Raw genomic sequence first — 20,087 nt, 5'->3', positions numbered from 1 at the left:
CGCCGGCCTTGAAAGCGGCCATCGCGTCGCCATTGCTTTCATGACCCCAACAGGACGTGACGGCATGAAGCGATGGCTCTGGATGGCTGTGATGGTGGCTTCGATGGTGTGCGGCACAGCCGCCGCCGTGCCGGCAGGCGGTGTCGGTGACACCGCAACACAGATCGTGACCTTGGCGGGCGACCACCGGCTGGTGGTGCTCGGCGAATACCACGGCACCGCCGAAACGCCGCTGCTGGTCGCCGACCTGATGGAACGCTACAGCCGCGACAACGCGTCCGTGCGGCTGGGGTTGGAGCTGCCGATGAGCGAGAACGCGGCACTGGCACGATACCTGCGCTCCAACGGCGATGCGGATGCGCGCGAAGCACTGCGCACCTCGCCGTTCTGGCGGGTGAAAGATGGCCAGCATGACGGGCGGCGCAGCCGCGACATGCTGGCGTTGATCGAAACGCTGCGCGTGCTGCGGGCACAGGGTCGCGATATCGCTGTAGCGGGCTACGACATTGAGATCAGCGCGTACGACAGCGACGTGGATCGCGACGCGGAGATGGCCACCCATGTGCGCCAACAGTTCAACGCGCTGCCCAGTGCGTCGCGGATGCTGGTACTGACAGGCAACGTGCATGCGATGCGCCACCCGTTCGAAGATGCGCCCCCGGAAATGCAGCATCGCACCATGACGGCGTTCCTTCTGGACCTGCCGCTGTACAGCGTGCGCGTAGAGGCACTGCGTGGCCACACCTGGCACTGCATGAGCCCCTGCCGCGCGATGCCGCTGCTCGAGCGGCCGGCGCGCGATCCGGTCGCCGACACGGACCCGGATCGCACGTACGACGTATGGGTGTACCTGCCGGAGCTGAGCGTAGGCACGTTGACCGACCGCTGACGCCGGTCGGCGCGGAACACGCTGGGCTGGGAACGGCATTGGTAGGGTCGCTTCCCAAACGACCGCCGGTAGCAATGATCAGCGCGGTGGCGGCATGACCCATGACGGAGTAATGCCGGACATGCCCCCGTCGAAACGGCGATTGCCATCTGCCGCTCGCGACATGTTGTATCCAGTCTTGATTGTCCATGCCCAATCCGAACGGAGCGCGGATCGTCCTGCCTTGGCGCATCAAGCACGGTCGCCTATAGGGAACCTCCGCGACGAAGTGTGGCCCCGATTTCCCGAGCAGGTAACAAGACGCAGCGCCCACTTTCATTGGAAGCAGCTCCGTAGAACAGACCACGCGAGAATCTGCTCGCGCAATCTGCTGGAGTTCGAATGGCCTTGTCCAAAGGCATCATGGGAGCGGTGGTAACAGGAGCGGTGAACACTCGCCACACATATGCAGTCAACTGCAGCCTGACCGAATGGTGAACTTGATGAAGTCTCTGACCATCCCCTTCTTGATTTCCGGGCTGCTGTGCAGCGCCCAAGGCCATGGCGCTCAGAACGAGGTAGATGCCGTAGGAAAGTGGCTTAACGAGCGCACCATGCGTGCCGCACTTGAAGATAGTAGTCCTGGTGCCCGCCGCGGGGAACTGGAAGGCACCTATCGCATCATTCCGTTGTCTGAGTTGGATGCACCGGAGGAGGTCAAGCAACACTTCCGTGCCGAGATGGCCAGGAACGCGTCAGGGGTGAAACAGGTCACCGATGGTGAGATTCCCTCCCAGGCGACAATGATCTCTTCATTGCCAAGGACCGTGCGTTCCAACGCCGAACTGCGTGGTCGGTTGCCTACTCCACCCACCGACCTGCAACGCACGATGCTCGGCGCAGCAGAGCTGATGGGAATGGAACCGAGCGGCGCTCTGGACGGCCTGAAGTCCAGTGGCCTGACTCGATTCTATCGTTTGAATGGAGTGGGAATCGTTGAGTTCAATGAAGACAATTATCGTACGCCGGGCACAAGCATCGAGGTAATTGCCGAACTACAGAACGCCCGCGTCAACGGTACGCCGGCGAAACTCGAACTGGTCGCTGATGACAGGGGTCGCAGCCGAGCAACGCTGGTCTGGGCTGGAGACAGCAAGGTCTACACGTTGATTGCCACGGGCGAAGGAGACGTGGGGCCCAAAGCCGCCGTGTTACAGGAGATCGCCGCGGCCGTGAGGGACTGAAGCGGCGATGGCTCGCGGTCCCGCTGGTGGCAGCGGGACCGCTCGGTAGGGTCGCTTCCCAAACGACCGCCGGTAGCAATGATCAGCGCGGTGGCGGCATGACCCTGGCCGACGCCACGTCGCAAAGCGCAGTTCCGATGATTGTCATGCCCACCATCGGCTGATCACCGTTATCGGCGGTCGTTTGGGAAGCGACCCTACCAACATCGCCGCGTGCCGCGTGCCGCGTGCCGCGTACCGCGTGCCACGTACCGCGTGCCGCGTGCCGCGTACCGCGTACCGCGTACCGCGCGCTGCGCCGTCAGTCCAATGGCGCGGGGTTCACCACGGGGTCGCGTGCGTAGCGCTGTGCGATCACCGCGCAGACGATCAGCTGGATCTGGTGGTAGATCATGATCGGCAGCACGATGGCGCCCAGGCTGCCGCCGGCGAACAGGATCTTGGCCATCGGCACGCCGGTGGCCAGGCTCTTCTTCGAGCCGCAGAACAGGATGGTGATGCGGTCTTCGCGGTTGAAGCCCAGCCGCCGTGACAGGAAGGCAATCGTCGGCATGGCGATGCCCAGCAGCACCGCCGCCACCACCGCCACGGTGAGCAGCGACAGCAGCGGGGTCTTGCTCCACAGCCCTTCGTTCACCGCTTCACCGAAGGCCGAATACACCACCAGCAGGATCGTGCCCTGGTCGGTATAGCGCAGCAGCGCGCGCTGCCGTTCCACCCAGCGGGCGATCCACGGGCGCAGCAGGTGGCCGGCCACGAAGGGCACCAGCAGCTGCAGCATGATGCTCAGGATGGCCTGGCCGGGGTTGTGCATGCCGCCTGCGGTGCCGGCCAGCAGGGCCAGCAGCAGCGGGGTGAGGAACACGCCGAGGATGCTGGACAGCGAAGCGCTGACCACTGCTGCGGGCACGTTGCCGCGCGCCAGCGAGGTGAACGCGATCGATGACTGGACCGTGGACGGCAACGCGCACAGGAACAGCACGCCGATGTACAGCTCGGGGGTTAGCAGCCAGCCATCCAGCGGCTTGAACGCCAGCCCGAACAGCGGGAACAGCACGAACGTGCAGGCCAGGATGGTCAGGTGCAGGCGCCAGTGCAGCAGCCCGGCCATGATCGATTCGCGCGGCAGGCGCGCGCCGTGCAGGAAGAACAGCGCAGCGATGGCCACGTCGGTGACATCGTCCAGCACCATGGCCGCAGGACCGTGCATCGGCAGGAACGACGCCAGCAGCACGGTGCCGAGCAGGGCGAGGGTGAAGTTGTCCGGTCGCAGGCGCGACCACCAGCGGGTCATGGTGGGCAGGCTCCTGTAGAGCAGGGGGAAAGGGGGTGAAGCGGCAGCAGCATCAACGCGCGGTGTCCTGCTCGAGCAGGGTGCGGGTCTGGGCTTCCAGCGAGGTCATGCCGGCCTCGCGGCCGAACTGCAGGGCCTGTTCGGTGGATGCGCCCTGTTGCGCTTTCATCAGGGCCAGCAGCGCGCCGACGCGGTTGCCGGAGGCACAGTGCAGCAGTACCGGGCCCTTGGCCTGGGCCAGTGCGGCCTGCAGGGCCTGCACCTTGGCGGGGGTAAGGCCGGCAGCACCGGCGACCGGGATGCGCACGTAGTGCAGGCCGAGCGACGCCGCCGTGGCGGTTTCGTCGAAGCCGCGGTCTTCGGTGGGTTGGCGCAGGTCGATCACGGTGGTGATGCCTGCCGTGGCGGCCTGCTGCAGTTGTGCTGCAGTCGGTTGCCCGCCGGTGTAGAGGTCTTTGGCGGGATTCCTGAAGGTTCGGGCGAGGTCGGCGTCGGCCAGCGAGGCAGGGCCTCGCTCTACCAGCCGAGCATCCAACCCGTCCTGCGTAGAGCGAGGCCCTGCCTCGCTGCCCACCGGAGCCAGGGCAACCAGACACAGCAGGAAGGCACTGAAGAAGGCGGGGCGGTTCCAACGTCGCATCACTTCACCTTCCTCCCTCATCGGTCAACGCAGCGTGGCGCGCGCCTTCAACAGCTCGCGCAGTTCGTACTTGTCAGTATCGTCCAGACCCTGCTGCCGCTGCTTTGCCTGAAGCTCCTCAAGACGTTGCAGCAACAGCTGTTTTTCCAGCTGCGCCACCGCATCGTGCAGTTCCTGGTTCCACATCGCCTCATCGCCGGGCAGCGTCTGCGCGGCCAGCTTGTGCAGCGATTCCTGCTCTTCGCGGCCTTCGAAGTGCTCCAGCAGTGCGCCGGTGCTGATGTCCGGGCGCTGTTCCACCAGCGTGAGCAGCTCGATCAGAAGCTCCACCCCGGGCAGGCGCAGGCCACCGAAGTGGTGGCCTTCCAGCGTCATCGCCAGCGACGGCTGCTGCAGCAGGATGGCAATGGCCGCGCGTACCAGGCTGCGCCGCTGCGCGGGTGCCACGGCGCGTGCCGGCGGGCGCGATGCCGGCGCGGCGGCCGGTTTGGCGCCCAGCCCGGTCAACGTGGCCAGCTGCTGCTTCATCAGGTCGCCGAAGGCGCCATCGGGAATCTGCGCCAGCATCGGCCGCGCGCGTTCGGCCAGGCGTGCCTTGCCATCCAGCGTGGCCATGTTCACTTCGCGGGTGAGCTCATCGAAGAAGAACTGCGACAACGGCGTGGCCTGCTTCAGGCGCTCGTCGAAGCCGTCCTTGCCTTCCTTGCGCACGATGGTGTCGGGGTCTTCGCCATCGGGCAGGAACAGGAAGAACGCCTGGCGGCCATCCTTCATGCGCGGCAGCACCGATTCCAGCGCGCGCCAGCCGGCGCGGCGGCCGGCGGCGTCGCCGTCGAAGCAGAAGAACACATCCGGCGCGTTGCGGAACAGCAGCTCGGCATGGTCCGGCGTGGTCGCCGTGCCCAGCGTGGCCACCGCCTGGGTGACCCCGAACTGGAACAGCGACACCACGTCCATGTAGCCTTCCACCACGATCAGCCGTTCGATCTTCTGGTTGGCCTGGCGCACCTGCCACAGGCCGTACAGCTCGCGGCCCTTGTGGAACAGCGCGGTCTCGGGCGAGTTGAGGTACTTGGGGCCGTCGTCCTTCTCGAGCACCCGGCCGCCATAGGCGATCACGCGCCCGCGCCGGTCGAAGATCGGGAACATCACCCGGTCGCGGAACTTGTCGTAGACATGGCCGCGGTCGTTCTTGGAAAACAGCCCGGCGCGGTCAAGCAGCTTCATGCGCCGCTCGTCCTTGCCCAATGCATCCTTCAGCGCGCTGTAGCCATCGGGTGCGTAGCCGATCGCAAAGCGCGTGCGGTTTTCCTCGTCCACGCCGCGCTGGTCCAGGTAGGCACGGGCGGTGTCGCTTCCCTCCAGCGACTTCTGGAAGAAGCGCGTGGCCGCATCCAGCGCGGCGTACAGCTCGCGGCTGTCGTCCTGCTGCTGGGCGGTGCGCGGCTGGGTATCGCGTGGTACTTCCATGCCCACGCGCTTGGCCAGCTCATCGACCGCGTCGAGGAACTCGAGGCGATCGTAGTTCATCAGGAAGCTGATCGCGGTGCCGTGCGCGCCGCAGCCGAAGCAGTGGTAGAACTGCTTGGTGGGCGAGACCGTGAACGAGGCCGAGCGCTCGTCATGGAACGGGCAGCGCGCCGAATATTCCTTGCCCTGGCGCTTCAGCGGCACGCGGCTGCCCACCACTTCGACGATGTCGGAGCGGGCCAGCAGGTCGTCGATGAATGCGTCGGGGATACGGGCCATGGGCAGCAGCAGGGGGCACGGCCGGCAACGGCCACGCACGGAAGCGGGGGACCCCGCTAGTCTACTAGCTGGCGGTGCCTTCGCCCGGTTTCGGCGGCACGATGCCGGCCTCGGCCAGGTGCACGCGGGCACGCAGGCGCTCGTCGATCACCGCCGTCATCAGCGCGCCCACGAAGAACACCACCGTGGCGTAGTAGATCCACACCAGCGAGATCACCAGCGCGCCCATCGAGCCGTAGGCGCTGCCCGGCGCCACCGTGGCGATGTACAGCCCGATGGCATAGCGGCCCAGCGCGAACAGCGCCGAGGTGATCACCCCGCCGATGAACGCCTGTCGCCAGGCCACGCGGCGGTCGGGCAGGTAGTGGTAGAGGAATGCGAAGCCCACCGTGTACAGCAGCAGGCTGGTCAGGTAACCCACCGCCGGCAGCACCGAGGGCAGCTGCGCGAACGCCACCTGCAGCATGGTGGTGGCGGTCATCGACAGGATCAGCAGGAAGCCCAGCGCCAGCACCACGCCGAAGGAAAACACGCGCTTGCGCAGCCACGCCACGATGCCGTCCAGGCGTTCGCCGCTGGTGTTGAAGATCAGGTTGAGCGCGTTCTGCAGCTGGGCGAACACCGCCGTGGCGCCGATGAACAGCAACAGCGTGCTCCACATCCCGGCCAGCGAGCCCATCGAGGGCTGGTTGTCGGCGTTCTTGAGCACGGTATCGGCCACGGTGGCCGCGCTGCTGCCGGCCACATCGTTGATCTGGCCGATCAGCGCCTGCTGTGCGGGCGGGTACAGCGAAGCGGTAAGCCACAGCAGCAGCACCAGCAACGGCGCCATCGACAGCAGGGCATAGAAGGACACCGATGCGGCCTGGGTCAGCACGTCCACATCGACGAAGCGTTTGCCCACGGCGACCGGAAAGCTGCGTTCAAGCCGGTCCACGTACTTGCGCAGGCGGGGCGGAACGCGGGAAGGGTCGTGCGCAGGCTCGGGCGCGGGAGAGGGCGGCAGCGAAGACATGCCTGGATTTCTAGCAGGCCCGGTTCGAAGACCGGGTGAAACGCGGGCCCATCAACGGTGGGCGCCTACCGCTAGGACACGCAAGGTGCGGCGAAAGCCGCACCTAACGTCGTTTACGACGGCCCGAAGGGTGCCCGCGCGCAGCGTGGGCATACCGTTGGTCGTGTCCCCCCGCTCACTCAACCGGCGAAGTGCGCCTTCACCAGCTTGGAGACCAGGCCCATGTCGGCCTGGCCGGCCAGCTTCGGCTTCAGCGCGCCCATCAGCTTGCCCATGTCGGCAGCGCTGGCGGCGCCCGTTTCGGCAACGGCGGCCTGGATCGCAGCCACGATCTCGGCTTCGCCCATCTTGGCCGGCAGGTAGGTGTCGATCACCACCAGTTCGTCGCGCTCGATCTGCGCCAGGTCTTCACGCTGGGCTGCTTCGTACTGGCTGATCGAGTCCTTGCGCTGCTTGACCATCTTGTCGAGCACGGCGATCACAGCGGTGTCGTCCAGCTCGACGCGCTCATCCACTTCGCGGCGCTGGATTTCCGCCTTGATCAGGCGGATCACGGACAGCTTGTGCTTGTCGCCCGCCTTCATGGCGGCCTTCATGTCTTCGGTGAGCTGCAGCTTCAGGCTCATGGAACACCTCGTATCGATGAAAAGGGTGGAAACGCAAAAAGCCGGTAACGCTCGCGCGTTCCGGCTTCGGCTCCGTCGCGACAGGACAAGCCTGCCGCATCGAAGTTGCGTCCGATCAGTACAGGCGCTGACGCTTGGTGACGTCGCGCGACGAGCGGCGCAGCTGACGCTTCACAGCAGCGGCAGCCTTACGCTTGCGCTCCTGGGTCGGCTTTTCGTAGAACTCGCGCTTGCGGGTTTCGGCCAGCACGCCGGCCTTTTCGCAGGTGCGCTTGAAGCGACGGAGCGCAAACTCGAAGGGCTCGTTCTCGCGGACTTTAACGCTGGGCATGGAATCTCCGGGACACAGTAGAACCGGGTCACGCCCGGTGAGAGCCGCACATTATAGCGGCGAGAAAAGAAGTTGCAACCCACCCCGGCAAAGATCCTGGCCTGGGGTAGTGAAGGGCACGTCGGCGGTACGTCTGCCAAGGCCTCAAGAGGTCCATAATACCCGTTATGCGAGTCCTTGGTATCGAATCTTCCTGCGATGAGACCGGTGTGGCGGTGTATGACACCGCCGTGGCCGGCCCGGACGCCCTGCGCGCCCATGCCGTGTACAGCCAGATCGCCCTTCACGCCGAATACGGCGGGGTGGTGCCTGAACTGGCCAGCCGTGACCACGTGCGCAAGCTGCTCCCCCTGATCCGCCAGACCCTGGCCGAGGCGGGGCTGGGCGTGGGCGACATCGACGGGGTGGCCTACACGGCCGGCCCGGGGCTGGTCGGCGCCCTGCTGGTGGGCGCGGGCGTGGCCCGTTCGCTCGCCTGGGCGCTGGAGGTGCCTGCGGTGGGCGTCCACCATATGGAAGGCCATCTGCTGGCCCCCCTGATGGAAGACGACCCGCCGGAGCCGCCGTTCGTGGCCCTGCTGGTGTCCGGCGGGCATACCCAGCTGGTGGCGGTAGACCGGATCGGTCAGTACCGCCTGCTCGGCGAGACCCTGGACGATGCCGCCGGCGAAGCCTTCGACAAGACCGCCAAGCTGATGGGCCTGCCGTACCCGGGTGGCCCGCAACTGGCGGCCCTGGCCGAACAGGGCACCCCGGGCAGGTTCAAGTTCACCCGCCCGATGACCGACCGGCCCGGGCTGGATTTCAGCTTCTCCGGCCTGAAGACCCAGGTGCTGCTGGCCTGGCGCGACAGCGACCAGAGCGAGCAGACCCGCGCCGACATCGCGCGCGGCTTTGAAGATGCCGTGGTTGAAACGCTGGCCATCAAATGCGAGCGCGCGCTGGATGCGGCCGGTACCGACGTGATCGTGGTGGCCGGTGGCGTGGGCGCCAACAAGCGCCTGCGGGCCAAGCTGCAGCAGATGGCCGAACGCCGCGGTGGCCGGGCGTGCTTCCCGCGCCCTTCGCTGTGCACCGACAACGGCGCCATGATCGCCTTCGCCGGCGCGCTGCGCCTGGAGGCCGGCCAGCACAACCCGCCGCAGGTGCAGGTCACCCCGCGCTGGGACATGGCGACGCTGCCGGCGGTGTAGCAGTCGGCGTCAGACCGGTCGATTCCGCAGCAGTGGCCTCACCATATCGTGTCCGGCCATCCATGCCGCTGTGCGCGGGCAGCGCAGCTTCACTACTCGCTCGATGGCCGCATAGTCGTCGGCCAATGCCCTCCCGAAGATGGGTTCATGGTGCGCGATACGATTACGCAGACGCCGGATCTGCTCGAGATCACGGTGCATCTCAGCCCGGATCCCGTGCAATGGCATCCCACCGCGGCCCATGGATTCGGGTAAGCGCATCGGATACGGCGTTGCGGGTCACCACCTCGCCAATGTGCAGCGGCACCAGAAACGCGGCGGAGATGCGTGCATTCCAGAGGTAAAGTTCGAGTGGTGTGCACTGTGTGCTGCAGGTGACTGCACAATCGAATGTGCGCAGCCGTTCTTCCGACAAAGCACGTCTTACTGCGTCTTCCATATGCACACTGCTGGCCCCTCATGTCCGATGGGTGGAGGATGGAGTGGCAGGCGGTGCTGTGAACATCAGGGATCAGGAGGCTGTTGCGAGGTTGTCTCAATCGATCTGCGGAGCCTGATTGACTGTCTCTATTGAATCGACCGCAAGAGCGAAACTCGTCCCAATTCCAGTCAACAATGGTTGACGGCGTAGCGCCGCCCACGTAATTTCTGCCTCACGCGCCACCGGGACTCGCGGATGGGTATCCCATCTCCACCCGGGGACAAGAGTTAAAGCAAAGGGCCCCGCGCGGGGCCCTTTGTCTTTTTCGACCCGCATTTCACATCGGGCGCCGCCAGGCACCGGTTCGAGGCACGTTCGGGGCCGTCCCGTTACCATGGTCGCCATCTTCTACGTGGCACTCCTATGGACAAGGTATTCATCGAAGGGCTTGAGATCGATGCCCTGATCGGGATCTACGACTGGGAACGGCGCATCCGCCAGACCCTGCGCTTCGATCTGGAAATGGGCTTTGACAACCGCAGGCCGGCGGCCAGCGACGACATCGCCGACACCCTGAATTACAAGGCCGTGAGCAAGCGCATCGAGCAGTTCGTGCGCGAATCCGACTTCGGCCTGGTTGAAACCCTGGCCGAGCGCATCGCCGAGATCGTGCTGCGCGAATTCAACGTGCAGTGGCTGCGCCTGAAGCTCAGCAAGCCCGGCGCGGTGCGTGGCGCCAAGGCCGTGGGCGTGATCATCGAGCGCAGCGCCGCCTGAGGCACCGCTGCCCGGCACTGACCGCGCAGCTGTCGCACGGGCCGCGCCCCGGTCGCGCCGACTGTCAGTCGGCCCTCGCAATACCAAGAGAACCCGTAAACGATGGTAGACGCCGTAATCGCAGTACAACTCCTGGAAAACCTGCAGGACACCCTCGAACCCTGGCCCTGGGCCTACACCACCATCGTGCTGTGCGCATTGGCGCTGGCCGCCTGGCTGGCCAACTTCGTCACCAAGCGCATCCTGCTGCGCGGCCTGCGCCGGCTGGTGCGCCGCCTGCCCGGCACGGAAGGCGGCAGCAACCTGCGGGTGATCTCGCGGCTGGCCAACGTGGTGCCCAGCATGGTCATCGCCGCCGGCATCCGGATCGTCCCGGATCTGCCGCCACAGCTGGTGGAATTCATCATCGGCGCCTGCCGGGCCTGGGCGGTCCTGACCGTCGCGCTGGCGGTCTCGCACGCGCTGGATGCGGCAAACGAGCTCTACGAGCGCCGCCCCGATGCCCGCAACAAGCCCATCAAGGGCTATCTGCAGGTCGTGAAGATCGTGGTCTTCGCGGCCGCAGGCCTGGTCATTGTTGCTGAACTGCTGGGCCTGAAGCTCGGCCCGATGGTGGCCGGCCTGGGCGCCGCCACCGCCGTATTGATGCTGGTCTTCCAGGACACCATCCTGTCGCTGGTGGCCAGCGTGCAGATCAGCGGCGATGGCCGCGTGCGGCTCGGTGACTGGATCGAAATGCCCAGCCAGAACGCCGATGGCGATGTGATCGATATCGCCCTGCACACCATCACCGTGCAGAACTTCGACAAGACCATCACCACCATCCCGACCAAGAAGCTGGTCACCGAGTCGTTCAAGAACTGGCGCGGCATGCAGGAAGCCGGCGGCCGCCGGATCAAGCGCGCGCTGTACCTGGACCAGCACAGCGTGGGCTTCCTGGACGCGGCGGCATTGCAGCGGCTGGAGCAGTTCGCGGTACTGGGCGACTACCTGCGGGAAAAGCAGGCCGAGCTCACCCAGTGGAACACCCAGCTGCAGGCCAAGGGCGTGGCGGCGGTGAACGCGCGCCGGGTTACCAACCTGGGAACCTTCCGTGCCTACGTGGAGCGCTACCTGCGCCAGCACCCCGGCATCCATACGGATATGACGCTGCTGGTACGGCAGCTGCAGCCCACCACCGAAGGCCTGCCGCTGGAGGTGTACTGTTTCACCCGCACCACCGCCTGGGCTGGCTACGAAGGCATTCAATCAGACGTGTTTGACCACCTGCTGGCGATCCTGCCGGCGTTCGGGCTGCGCGTGTTCCAGGCCTCCAGCGATGCCATGTTGATGACCGCACAGCAGCAGCGGGCCGCCGCAGAGTAAGCTCCTGTGCCCCGCGCTTTGCTTTGCTGGCGGCGGGAACGCTAGAATCTCGGCCTTGTAAACGTTTTCATAAGGATAGCCGGTGGCCTCCGATCGCATCGAAACCCTCATTGCCCAGATGACCGTCGAAGAAAAAGTCGGCCAGCTGGGTGTGTTCGCGGACATGGTCCGGCCGTTCGCGCCGGACGTGAACCCCGAAGCCAATGTCAGCAACGCCGACCAGGTGTTGCAGCAGGTGCGCGAAGGCAAGGTGGGCTCGCTGTTCAACGGCGTGGGCGTCGAGGCCGGCCGCCGCATCCAGCAGGTCGCTCTGGAAGAAAGCCGCCTGGGCATTCCGGTGATCCTGGCCGCCGATGTCATCCACGGCATGCGCACCGTGTTCCCGATCCCGCTGGGCGAAGCGGCCAGCTTCGAACCGGACCTGGCCCAGCGCACCGCGCGCGCCACCGCCGTCGAAGCCACCGCGGCCGGCCTGCACTGGACCTACGCACCGGCGGTGGACATCGCCCGCGACCAGCGCTGGGGCCGCGGTGCCGAAGGCGCCGGTGAAGACGTGGTGCTGGGCTGCGCGTTCGCCGCCGCCCGCGTGCGCGGCTTCCAGGGGCCGGACCTGCGCGCCGCCGACGCGCTGCTGTCCACCCCGAAGCACTTCGCCGCCTACGGCGCGGTGATGGCCGGCATGGAATACAACATGGTGGACATCTCGCCGCAGACCCTGCGCGACGTGCACCTGCCGCCGTTCAAGGCCGCATTCGAGGCCGGTGCGATCACCGTGATGTCCTCCTTCAACGACATCAACGGCGTGCCTGCCAGCGCCAACGCCGAACTGCTTACCGACATCCTGCGCGGTGAGTGGCAGTTCCCGGGCGTGGTGATCTCCGATTACACCGCCGACATGGAACTGGTCGCGCACGGTTATGCCGCCGACGACCGCGACGCTACCGCCAAGGCCTTCACCGCCGGCCTGGACCTCAGCATGCAGAGCGGCTTCTATGCCGAACACCTGCCGGGACTGATCGACAGCGGCGAGGTGCCGATGGCCACGCTGGACGAATCGGTGCGCCGCATCCTCAACCTGAAGGAAGCGATCGGCCTGTTCGACGATCCCTACCGTTCGCTGGATCCGGTGCGCGAAGCCGATACCTCCTACATCGCCGCGCATGACGCACTGTCGCGCGATGCCGCGCGCCGTTCCATCGTGCTGCTCAAGAACGACGGCAACGTGCTGCCGCTGCGCAAGGAGGGGCAGAAGATCGCCCTGATCGGCCCGTTCGTGCAGGACCGCGACAACATCGAAGGCTGCTGGACGCTGTTCGGCGACAAGTCGCGCTACGTCACCCTGGAAGCCGGCGTGCGCGCGGCGATCAGCGATGAAAGCCTGCTGGAGATCGTACCCGGCTGCGACCTGGAAGCAGCCGTGCAGGACGGCATCGAACAGGCCGTCGCCGCCGCACTGCGTGCAGACGTGGTGGTGCTGGCGCTGGGCGAACCGCAGCGCTACAGCGGCGAAGCGCAGTCGCGCGTGGAAATCACCCTGCCGGCAGCGCAGCAGGCACTGGCCGAGGCCGTGGCGATGACCGGCAAGCCGCTGGTGGTGCTGCTGCGCAATGGTCGCGCGCTGGCCCTGCAGGGTGCGGTGCGCAATGCGCAGGCTGTGGCCATCACCTGGTACCTGGGCACGCAGACCGGCCCGGCCGTGGCCGATGTGCTGTTCGGCGATTACAACCCGTCCGGCCGCCTGCCGGTGAGCTTCCCGCAGGTATCGGGGCAGCAGCCATTCTTCTACAACCACCCGCGCACCGGCCGCCCGGAACTGCCGACCATGTCGGAGTTCAAGGCACGCTGGCGCGAGATTCCGAACGCGGCGCTGTATCCGTTCGGGCACGGCCTCGGCTACACCACCTTCGCTTACGGCGTGCCCCAGTTGAACAGCGCCCAGCTGGGCTGGGATGACACGCTGGAGATCACCACCACCCTGACCAACACCGGTGCGGTGGCGGGTGAGGAAGTGGTGCAGCTGTACATCCACGACCGCGTGGCCAGCCGCGTGCGGCCGGTGCGCGAGCTGAAGGATTTCCGCAAGGTGGCATTGCAGCCGGGCGAGAGCACGGACGTGCGCTTCACGCTGGATCGTCATGCGCTGGGCTTCACCGGCCGTGATGGCGTGTTCCGTGCGGAGCCGGGCCAGTTCGATGTGTGGGTGTGTGCGTCGTCTGCCGCCGGTGAGCCGGTGATCTTCGAGCTGCTGGCCAAGTGATGTGGCGCCGGGCCCTGCCCGGCGATCCATCACCGCGCGCTTGCCAGGCAGGGCCTGGCACTACCGTCATGGGTGCTGCACGCCATGCGGGCTACGCTGGCATCTTCGAGATATCGACGGAGCCGTGCATGCGCCTGATCAAGATCCTGCTACCCACGTTGATGCTGGCTGCGTGCAGCCAGCCCACGCCGCCGGCCAATGAAGCGGCGGCGCCTTCGACATCGCCGCCGGTCACCGCGCCCACGGCCGCCGAGGATGCGCCGCAGGCCGGGTTGTCGCCGGATGCGGTGGAGCCCAGCACGGCGGCCACGCCGGATACGGCTCCCCCGGTAGCGGGGACCGATTCGGCGGCGACGCCTGCGGATGCATCTGCCGAAGCAGAGGGTGGCGCACGCGAGCGCATCACCCAGCTGCTGGGGGATGCCGCCCCGTACGAAAGTGTGTTCAACGAACTGCAGCGTGGTGTTGCCGCAGGTGACCGTGCCGCGGTGGCCGGGCTGATGCGGTACCCGGTGCGGGTCACCATCGCCGGCAAGAACCAGAAGGTGGCTGATGCCGCCGCTTTCCAGCGCGACTACGACAGGATCGTGACCCCGGCGCTGGCCAAGCTGATCGCCGAGCAGAAGTTCGACACCCTGTTCGTCAACTGGCAGGGCGTGATGCTGGGCCAGGGCGAGGTGTGGATCAACGGCACCTGCCTGGACAAGGAATGCACGAAGAGCGACGTCAAGGTCAACAATATCGGACAATGACGCATGCCTTCGTTGGAGGTCATGCGTTACCGGATGTTGATGGCGCAGCGGCAGTCGTTTGGGAACCGACCCTACCCCCATCACCGCCGACCGGGCCGGTTGGGCCGGTCGGGACTGCGCGCTGGTAGGGTCGCATCCCGATCGACCGCCGTGGCATTGCCCGCGTTCGGTAATGGCATGAACGTCGGCGGGGAAGGCCGGGCATCGCCCGGCGCTCCCACCTGCATCACCCCTTCGGAGTGAGCTTCAACAGCTTGCCCTTGCTGCCATCTTCCAGCAGCCAGATCGCGCCATCCGGGCCCTGTTCCACTTCGCGGATCCGTTCGCCCATCAGGAAGCGCTCGGCTTCGCGCGCGTTGTCGCCGTCGAAGGCCACCCGCACCAGCGAGGTGGACGACAACCCGCCGATGAAGCCGCTGCCGGTCCACTGCGGGAACAGCGTGCCGCTGTAGATGATGAAACCGGCCGGCGAAATCACCGGGGTCCAGGTCACCTTCGGCGCGGCGAATTCCGGGCGCGTGCTGTGGTCGGGAATGTCGCGGCCGTCGTAATGGTTGCCGTTGGACACGATCGGGTAACCGTAATTGGCCCCGCGCGTGATCAGGTTCAACTCATCGCCACCGGCCGGTCCCATCTCGTGCACCCACAGCTTGCCGCGCGCATCGAAGGCGATGCCCAGCGCGTTGCGATGGCCCAATGACCACACCTGCGTGGCCACGCCGCCCTGGGAGGCAAACGGATTGTCGGCCGGCACGCTGCCGTCGTCGTTGAGGCGGATGATCTTGCCCAGGTTGCCGGACATGTCCTGCGCCGGATCGAACTTCTGCCGCTCGCTGGAGGTGATCCACAGCTTGCCGTCCGGTCCGAAGGCCAGGCGGTGGCCGTAATGGCCTTTGCCTTCCACCTTCGGGGTCTGGCGCCAGATCACCTTGAAGTCTTCCAGCGTGCCGCTGCCATCGGCGGCCAGCACCAGCTTGGCGCGGCCCACGGCGGCACCGCGCGTATCCTTGTCGCCTTCCTCGGCGTAGCTCAGGTACACAAAGCCGTTCTTCGCGAAGTCCGGGTGCGGCAGCACATCCCCGAAGCCGCCCTGGCCGCCGTAGGCCACCTTGGGCACGCCGGTGATCTCCGCGCTCTTTCGGGTGGTCAGGTTGAAGTGCTTCAACCGGCCTTCCTTCTCGGTCACCAGCAGGCTGCCATCAGGCAGGAAGCTCATCGCCCAAGGCTGGTCGAAGGTGGCAAATTCGGTGGCGGTGAACGGCCACTGCGCCTTTTCCAGCGCGGGCGCGGCGGCCGCCGCGGGCGTATCGGCGGCCACGCAGGCGGTGGTGAACAGGGCGGGGGTGGCGGCGAGGGCAAGACTGAGCAGCAGGCGGCGGGTCATGGGAAATCTCCGGAAGGGGACGCGAATGGCCAGCCGTTGTTGTACACCATGGCCATCAAGGGGGCGTGGACCATACGTCACCCCCGTAGGCGGGTGCGGGGGAATCGGCTACCGTAGGCGCCATCAAAAGGGAGTTTGAACAATGAAGCCTCAGGTCACCAAACCGTCTCCGGCGTTCATCGCCGCCTCGTGGACCGCACTGCTGCTGGGCGCCGTGGCGTACCTGGTCGGCCTGTTCAACGCCGAAATGGCACTGAACGAAAAGGGCTACTACCTCACCCTGCTGCTGTTCGGCCTGTTCGCCGCCGTGTCACTGCAGAAGAGCGTGCGCGACCGGGTGGAAGGCATTCCGGTGAGCAGCCTCTATTACTCGCTGTGCTGGTTCGCGCTGCTGGTGTCGCTGTTGCTCCTGCTGGTGGGGCTCTGGAACGCCACCCTGCTGCTCAGCGAAAAGGGCTTCTACGGCATGGCCTTCGCGCTGAGTCTGTTTGGCGCCGTGGCCGTACAGAAGAACACCCGCGACCTGATGGCCGCGGGTGATCGCGAGATTCCGCCGATTCCGCGCGCTGAATAAGCCAGGCGCGAGCGGTTTGATCGGGATGCAACCTTGGCAGGGCGCATCCCGTTCTGGGCGCGCTTCGCTTCAGGTACCGCGCGGGACGCCCTTGTCCAGGTGTGACTGGTGCAGGGCGGTGGATTCGTCCCAGCCACGGCGTACTGCGTTGCGGGCCTGCGCCCAGGTCAGCTTGCTGGTGGCCTGTTCCCGTGCCCAGCGCGATTCGAGTTCGGCTTCCACCTGCTCGTAGGCGTCGATCATTTCATCGGCGCGGGTGCGGGCGTGGCGGGAGCTGTAGCCGAGGTAATAAGCCGGCTCGTAGTCTTCGAACGCCAGGTCACTGTCGTAGTACGGCTCGGCGCTGAAGCGCTCGCGCCAGTAATCCGAGACCGCTTCGCGCGGCACGCCGTCTTCCGGCACCCGGCCGGGAATCTGGTAGTCAGGGCTCATGTGGGGCTCCGGTTGGGTGAGGCTTCAACGTATCCGGAGGCCGGTTAACGCGGCGGGCGCGTGGGGTGAATGCTGCATCAAGGTTTCGTGCTGGCGTTTAATCGGGTCGGCTGGCACGGATGGCGTTGACACGCATGGCGTGTCACTACGCGTACGTGGCCAGCTGTAGAGACACGCCATGCGTGTCTGAGCGCGGTGCCCGGCCGCCCGTCACCCTTCCTGTTTGCGCGGCAACAGGTAGATCACCCCGCCCACCGCAAATGCGATCAGCGCGGCGGCGATGTTCTGCCAGCTGGCACTGGCAAACAGCGCCAGGCACAGCACCAGCGCCAGGATCGGAATCAGCGGGCCGCCGGGCAGCTTCAATGCGCCGGGGCGGTCGCGGAAGCGGCGGGCCAGTACGATGACGGCTGCCGCCGTGCCGATGTACGCAAACAGGCGCGTGGTCATCGACAGCAGCGCCAGCTGCACGAACGAGCCGGACAACGCCAGCACCAGCGCGATCAGGCCCTGGGTGACGATCGCCGCCGCCGGCGTGCGGAAGCGCGGGTGCACCTGCGCCAGCAGCTTTGGCCCGTAGCCATCGCGCGCCAGGGCGAACAGGAAGCGCGGGCCCATCATCATCGTGTTGCTGTTGGTGCCCAGGATGGAGATCGTCGCGCCCACCGTGAGGATCAGGGCCAGCGCCTCGCCGCCAAAGCCGGCGGCAGCATCGGCCAGCGGTGTGGCCGAATCGGCCAGGCCCGGCAGCGTGCCCTGCGCGATGAACTGCACCGCGCCGTAGATCACCGTCACCGTGATGATCATGGTGATCAGCGCGAACGGAATATCGCGGCGCGGATTGCGGTACTCACCGGCCGCGGCCGGGATGTTCTCAAAGCCTGCATACGCATACAGCAGCAACAACGCCGCCTCGCCCATGCGCTGCAGGTCGTGCGGGTCCGGGCGGGTGCCGGAGAAGGCAAGGTCGGTATCCACGTAGAACGCGCCGATCGCCACGAACAGCAGCAGCGGCAGCATCTTGCCGATCACCAGCACGATCCCGGTCCGCGCCGCCGAGCGCACACCGGCGACGTTCACCGCAGTCAGGAACCCCAGCGAGGCCACGATCACCAGCACCCGGCCCACATCGTGCCCGGCCCAGGGCCAGAACCGTGCCACCGCATCGGCCAGCGCGTTGCTCAACGCGGCCGCCGAACTGATCCGGGTCAGCCAGATCATCCAGCCGATCTCGAACCCGGCAAAGCGCCCGAACGCCTCGCGCGCATACAGGTAACTGCCGCCGGGTTCATCGAAGTAACTGGCCGCCTGCGCGTAGCACAGCACCAGCAGTGCCACCACGATGCCCGCTGCCACCACGCCCCACAGGCTGAACGGCCCCAGCAACAACACCGTAGCGGCCGGCAGCAGGTAGATGCCGCTGCCGATCACATCGTTGATCGACAACCCCACGATCTGCCAGCGGCTGACCGCGCGTTCCAGTTGCGGTTCGGGCGCGGCGCTCATCGTGCGGCCTTCGGCAGGGCCGGCAGCTGCCAGTCCTGCTGCAGCCGCTGGTACTGCGCGCGCGGCAGCAGCACGAACACCGGGCGCTGGGCCGGATCCAGCCAGGCCAGCAGGCCGCGCATGTGTTCGGGCTGCATCGCCGTGCAACCGGCGGTGGCCTCACCCGGCGTGCGCCACAGGTGCGCGAAGATGCAGCTGCCCCGGCGCGGCTCCGCGTTCGGGTTGTGCTCGATCACGAAGCCCTCGCGGTAGCGCACGTCGCCCTTGTTGTGCAGGTCCAGCCGCATCGGTTCGGTGGAGCCTTCCACCGCATCGGCACCCACGACGTCGGCATCCACAATGCGGTTGTAGTACTTCGAATCCGGTACATCCATGCAGTAGCTGCTCTCCAGCATCGGCTGGTAGGGCATCGCGCTGGCTACCTTCGGCGCATAGCCGAACGCCGGGCCGATCCTGAACATCCCGGCCGGGCTGCGGCCGTCGCCTTCCTGCTTCACCGGCTCGCCCGGCTGCTGCGGCCCACTGCCGTTCGGCGCGGGCGCTACGCCCACGCCCCAGGCGCTGCCGTTGCGGCCCACCGTCACATCGAACGCGGCGCCATGCGGCTGCCAGCCCTGCGCGGTGCGTGCATAGGCCTGCAGGCGGCCCTGGCTGGCATCCCAGCCGTCGGTGGTGACCACGATCATCTGGCCGTTGTCCAGCAGCGGCGTGGCCACGGGGGTGAGTGCCGACGCGGGCAGGGCGCTGGCAACCAGCACGGTGGCAAAGGCGGTACGCAGCAGCGACAGCATCGGGTGCACTCCGGGAATCAGGTGTCGATCAGGTGTTCGATCCGTTCCAGGTTCACCCCGAGCTGGCGGTGGCGGTCCGGGTTGGCGTGGCAGAGCAGCACGAACACGAAGTCCAGCAGCGACTGCAAGGCAGAACGGTACAACAGTTGCGCCACGTGCGGCGCCGGATCGTGCGCGCACACCACCAGCGCGCCATCGGCGTGCGCGCGCAGCGGGTTGGCGCTGTGCCGGGTGATCGACACCACCTTGCCGCCCACGTCCTGGAACTGGCGCGAGAGCTGGAACAGCTGCGGCAGCTTGCCGAATTCGGAAAACACCAGCAGCACATCGCCCGGCCGCGCCGCCGAGAGGTTGGCCATCATCAGGATCGGGTCGGCGTGGTGCACCGTGAGCATGCCCAGCAGCGACAGCCGCATCGCGAACTCGCGCGCGTACAGGCCATCGTCGCCCAGCCCGTACACGAACAGCTTGGGCGCGCCGTCGATCAGCTGCACGATCGCTTCCACGTCCACCTGCAGGTTGGCCAGCCGGGTTTCCTCGTCGGCCGCGGTGCGGCTCAGGCGCAGGCGCTCGGCCAGCTGGTCGTAATCGTTGCCCGGCGCGGCGGCCGGCGGGCCGGCGGCCGGATCGCTGCCGGCGCGGGCCACGGCCTGGCCGATGGAGTATTTCAGGTCCGGGTAGCCCTTGAAGCCCAGCTTCTGGCTGAACTTGACCACGCTGGACTGGCTGATGCCCAGCGCGCTGGCCAGCTGCTGCGACGAGTAATCGCGCAGCAGGTGGGCATTGTCGAGGATGAAATCGGCGATGCGGCGTTCGATCGCCGACATGTGGTCACGCTCGGAGCGGATTTTCACCAGGGGCGGCATGG

The 20,087-nt window shown here is 66.6% G+C and carries 19 protein-coding genes; 8 read left to right on the top strand and 11 right to left on the bottom strand.

The genetic code is table 11. The features are described from left to right. Positions 1 to 64: 64 nt before the first annotated feature. Complete coding sequence (locus SOM39_RS09700) at positions 65 to 889, top strand: calcium-binding protein (RefSeq protein WP_320458218.1); 825 nt, start codon at positions 65 to 67, stop codon at positions 887 to 889. 482 nt (positions 890 to 1,371) lie between these two features. Then, a complete protein-coding gene (locus tag SOM39_RS09695) occupies positions 1,372 to 2,112 on the top strand; it encodes a hypothetical protein (protein ID WP_320458217.1) in 741 nt (246 codons plus the stop codon). A gap of 301 nt (positions 2,113 to 2,413) precedes the next feature. Here SOM39_RS09695 and SOM39_RS09690 read toward each other — a convergent pair whose 3' ends face one another. The 6 genes from SOM39_RS09690 to rpsU all read right to left on the bottom strand — a co-directional run bounded on the left by SOM39_RS09690 (position 2,414) and on the right by rpsU (position 7,767). Then, positions 2,414 to 3,406, bottom strand: coding sequence for a bile acid:sodium symporter family protein (locus SOM39_RS09690; RefSeq protein ID WP_184124380.1), 993 nt, complete (start codon positions 3,404 to 3,406; stop codon positions 2,414 to 2,416). Between the two features lie 52 nt (positions 3,407 to 3,458). Beyond that, positions 3,459 to 4,046, bottom strand: a complete 588-nt coding sequence (locus SOM39_RS09685) for a beta-lactamase hydrolase domain-containing protein (RefSeq protein ID WP_320458216.1) — start codon at positions 4,044 to 4,046, stop codon at positions 3,459 to 3,461. Between the two features lie 24 nt (positions 4,047 to 4,070). Then, positions 4,071 to 5,795, bottom strand: coding sequence for a DNA primase (gene dnaG, locus SOM39_RS09680; protein ID WP_095364463.1), 1,725 nt, complete (start codon positions 5,793 to 5,795; stop codon positions 4,071 to 4,073). A gap of 64 nt (positions 5,796 to 5,859) precedes the next feature. Further along, positions 5,860 to 6,810 (bottom strand): YihY/virulence factor BrkB family protein, encoded by a 951-nt coding sequence (locus SOM39_RS09675; protein WP_083214047.1) that lies wholly within the window; start codon positions 6,808 to 6,810, stop codon positions 5,860 to 5,862. Between the two features lie 179 nt (positions 6,811 to 6,989). Then, positions 6,990 to 7,436 (bottom strand): GatB/YqeY domain-containing protein, encoded by a 447-nt coding sequence (locus SOM39_RS09670; protein WP_093532977.1) that lies wholly within the window; start codon positions 7,434 to 7,436, stop codon positions 6,990 to 6,992. 115 nt (positions 7,437 to 7,551) lie between these two features. Continuing rightward, positions 7,552 to 7,767 carry a 30S ribosomal protein S21 gene (rpsU, locus tag SOM39_RS09665; RefSeq protein ID WP_002808376.1) on the bottom strand — a complete coding sequence of 72 codons (216 nt, stop codon included), beginning with the start codon at positions 7,765 to 7,767 and terminating at the stop codon, positions 7,552 to 7,554. Between the two features lie 167 nt (positions 7,768 to 7,934). Here rpsU and tsaD point away from each other — a divergent pair, with 167 nt between their 5' ends. The 5 genes from tsaD to SOM39_RS09635 all read left to right on the top strand — a co-directional run bounded on the left by tsaD (position 7,935) and on the right by SOM39_RS09635 (position 14,532). After that, positions 7,935 to 8,960 (top strand): tRNA (adenosine(37)-N6)-threonylcarbamoyltransferase complex transferase subunit TsaD, encoded by a 1,026-nt coding sequence (gene tsaD / locus SOM39_RS09660; RefSeq protein ID WP_068848772.1) that lies wholly within the window; start codon positions 7,935 to 7,937, stop codon positions 8,958 to 8,960. A gap of 844 nt (positions 8,961 to 9,804) precedes the next feature. Further along, complete coding sequence (folB, locus tag SOM39_RS09650; RefSeq protein WP_093532979.1) at positions 9,805 to 10,158, top strand: dihydroneopterin aldolase; 354 nt, start codon at positions 9,805 to 9,807, stop codon at positions 10,156 to 10,158. A 102-nt stretch (positions 10,159 to 10,260) separates the two neighbouring features. Beyond that, on the top strand, positions 10,261 to 11,523 hold the full coding sequence (locus tag SOM39_RS09645) for a mechanosensitive ion channel family protein (protein ID WP_093532980.1): 1,263 nt from the start codon (positions 10,261 to 10,263) through the stop codon (positions 11,521 to 11,523). An 82-nt stretch (positions 11,524 to 11,605) separates the two neighbouring features. Continuing rightward, positions 11,606 to 13,780 (top strand): beta-glucosidase BglX, encoded by a 2,175-nt coding sequence (bglX, locus tag SOM39_RS09640; protein WP_320458215.1) that lies wholly within the window; start codon positions 11,606 to 11,608, stop codon positions 13,778 to 13,780. 128 nt (positions 13,781 to 13,908) lie between these two features. Then, a complete protein-coding gene (locus SOM39_RS09635) occupies positions 13,909 to 14,532 on the top strand; it encodes a hypothetical protein (protein ID WP_320458214.1) in 624 nt (207 codons plus the stop codon). Positions 14,533 to 14,758: 226 nt separating this feature from the next. Here the strand turns inward: SOM39_RS09635 and SOM39_RS09630 are convergent, their stop codons facing one another. Beyond that, positions 14,759 to 15,916 (bottom strand): PQQ-dependent sugar dehydrogenase, encoded by a 1,158-nt coding sequence (locus SOM39_RS09630; RefSeq protein WP_320458213.1) that lies wholly within the window; start codon positions 15,914 to 15,916, stop codon positions 14,759 to 14,761. Positions 15,917 to 16,058: 142 nt separating this feature from the next. Between SOM39_RS09630 and yiaA the strand changes: the two genes are divergently transcribed. Further along, complete coding sequence (yiaA, locus tag SOM39_RS09625; RefSeq protein ID WP_068848781.1) at positions 16,059 to 16,490, top strand: inner membrane protein YiaA; 432 nt, start codon at positions 16,059 to 16,061, stop codon at positions 16,488 to 16,490. Positions 16,491 to 16,559: 69 nt separating this feature from the next. Here the strand turns inward: yiaA and SOM39_RS09620 are convergent, their stop codons facing one another. From SOM39_RS09620 to SOM39_RS09605, 4 genes are all read right to left on the bottom strand, one after another. Then, a complete protein-coding gene (locus SOM39_RS09620) occupies positions 16,560 to 16,922 on the bottom strand; it encodes a hypothetical protein (protein WP_068848783.1) in 363 nt (120 codons plus the stop codon). A 210-nt stretch (positions 16,923 to 17,132) separates the two neighbouring features. Next, positions 17,133 to 18,428, bottom strand: a complete 1,296-nt coding sequence (locus SOM39_RS09615) for an APC family permease (protein WP_320458212.1) — start codon at positions 18,426 to 18,428, stop codon at positions 17,133 to 17,135. Next, positions 18,425 to 19,219, bottom strand: coding sequence for a L,D-transpeptidase family protein (locus tag SOM39_RS09610; RefSeq protein ID WP_320458211.1), 795 nt, complete (start codon positions 19,217 to 19,219; stop codon positions 18,425 to 18,427). Before SOM39_RS09610 ends, SOM39_RS09615 begins: the two co-directional genes overlap by 4 nt. 17 nt (positions 19,220 to 19,236) lie before the next feature. Continuing rightward, entirely contained in the window at positions 19,237 to 20,085 is an 849-nt protein-coding gene (locus SOM39_RS09605; RefSeq protein ID WP_320458210.1) for a MurR/RpiR family transcriptional regulator, read from the bottom strand. Positions 20,086 to 20,087: the final 2 nt, after the last annotated feature.

The organism is Stenotrophomonas sp. CFBP8994, assembly GCF_034044835.1.
In the GTDB taxonomy this organism is placed as follows: Bacteria; Pseudomonadota; Gammaproteobacteria; order Xanthomonadales; family Xanthomonadaceae; genus Stenotrophomonas; species Stenotrophomonas rhizophila_A.
The sequence above is the reverse complement of the archived record's forward strand: the minus strand, read 5'-3'. Positions and strand labels throughout refer to the sequence as shown.

What these genes read in the sequence shown, in the direction of transcription:
- SOM39_RS09700 (WP_320458218.1), top strand. Translation starts at nt 65, where the DNA reads ATGAAGCGATGGCTCTGGATGGCTGTGATGGTGGCTTCGATGGTGTGC.
- SOM39_RS09645 (WP_093532980.1), top strand. Translation starts at nt 10,261, where the DNA reads ATGGTAGACGCCGTAATCGCAGTACAACTCCTGGAAAACCTGCAGGAC.
- SOM39_RS09685 (WP_320458216.1), bottom strand. Translation starts at nt 4,046, where the DNA reads ATGCGACGTTGGAACCGCCCCGCCTTCTTCAGTGCCTTCCTGCTGTGT.
- SOM39_RS09695 (WP_320458217.1), top strand. Translation starts at nt 1,372, where the DNA reads ATGAAGTCTCTGACCATCCCCTTCTTGATTTCCGGGCTGCTGTGCAGC.
- SOM39_RS09635 (WP_320458214.1), top strand. Translation starts at nt 13,909, where the DNA reads ATGCGCCTGATCAAGATCCTGCTACCCACGTTGATGCTGGCTGCGTGC.
- SOM39_RS09605 (WP_320458210.1), bottom strand. Translation starts at nt 20,085, where the DNA reads ATGCCGCCCCTGGTGAAAATCCGCTCCGAGCGTGACCACATGTCGGCG.
- dnaG (WP_095364463.1), bottom strand. Translation starts at nt 5,795, where the DNA reads ATGGCCCGTATCCCCGACGCATTCATCGACGACCTGCTGGCCCGCTCC.
- tsaD (WP_068848772.1), top strand. Translation starts at nt 7,935, where the DNA reads ATGCGAGTCCTTGGTATCGAATCTTCCTGCGATGAGACCGGTGTGGCG.
- SOM39_RS09630 (WP_320458213.1), bottom strand. Translation starts at nt 15,916, where the DNA reads ATGACCCGCCGCCTGCTGCTCAGTCTTGCCCTCGCCGCCACCCCCGCC.
- SOM39_RS09670 (WP_093532977.1), bottom strand. Translation starts at nt 7,436, where the DNA reads ATGAGCCTGAAGCTGCAGCTCACCGAAGACATGAAGGCCGCCATGAAG.
- SOM39_RS09615 (WP_320458212.1), bottom strand. Translation starts at nt 18,428, where the DNA reads ATGAGCGCCGCGCCCGAACCGCAACTGGAACGCGCGGTCAGCCGCTGG.
- folB (WP_093532979.1), top strand. Translation starts at nt 9,805, where the DNA reads ATGGACAAGGTATTCATCGAAGGGCTTGAGATCGATGCCCTGATCGGG.
- SOM39_RS09690 (WP_184124380.1), bottom strand. Translation starts at nt 3,406, where the DNA reads ATGACCCGCTGGTGGTCGCGCCTGCGACCGGACAACTTCACCCTCGCC.
- SOM39_RS09610 (WP_320458211.1), bottom strand. Translation starts at nt 19,219, where the DNA reads ATGCTGTCGCTGCTGCGTACCGCCTTTGCCACCGTGCTGGTTGCCAGC.
- SOM39_RS09620 (WP_068848783.1), bottom strand. Translation starts at nt 16,922, where the DNA reads ATGAGCCCTGACTACCAGATTCCCGGCCGGGTGCCGGAAGACGGCGTG.
- SOM39_RS09675 (WP_083214047.1), bottom strand. Translation starts at nt 6,810, where the DNA reads ATGTCTTCGCTGCCGCCCTCTCCCGCGCCCGAGCCTGCGCACGACCCT.
- rpsU (WP_002808376.1), bottom strand. Translation starts at nt 7,767, where the DNA reads ATGCCCAGCGTTAAAGTCCGCGAGAACGAGCCCTTCGAGTTTGCGCTC.
- yiaA (WP_068848781.1), top strand. Translation starts at nt 16,059, where the DNA reads ATGAAGCCTCAGGTCACCAAACCGTCTCCGGCGTTCATCGCCGCCTCG.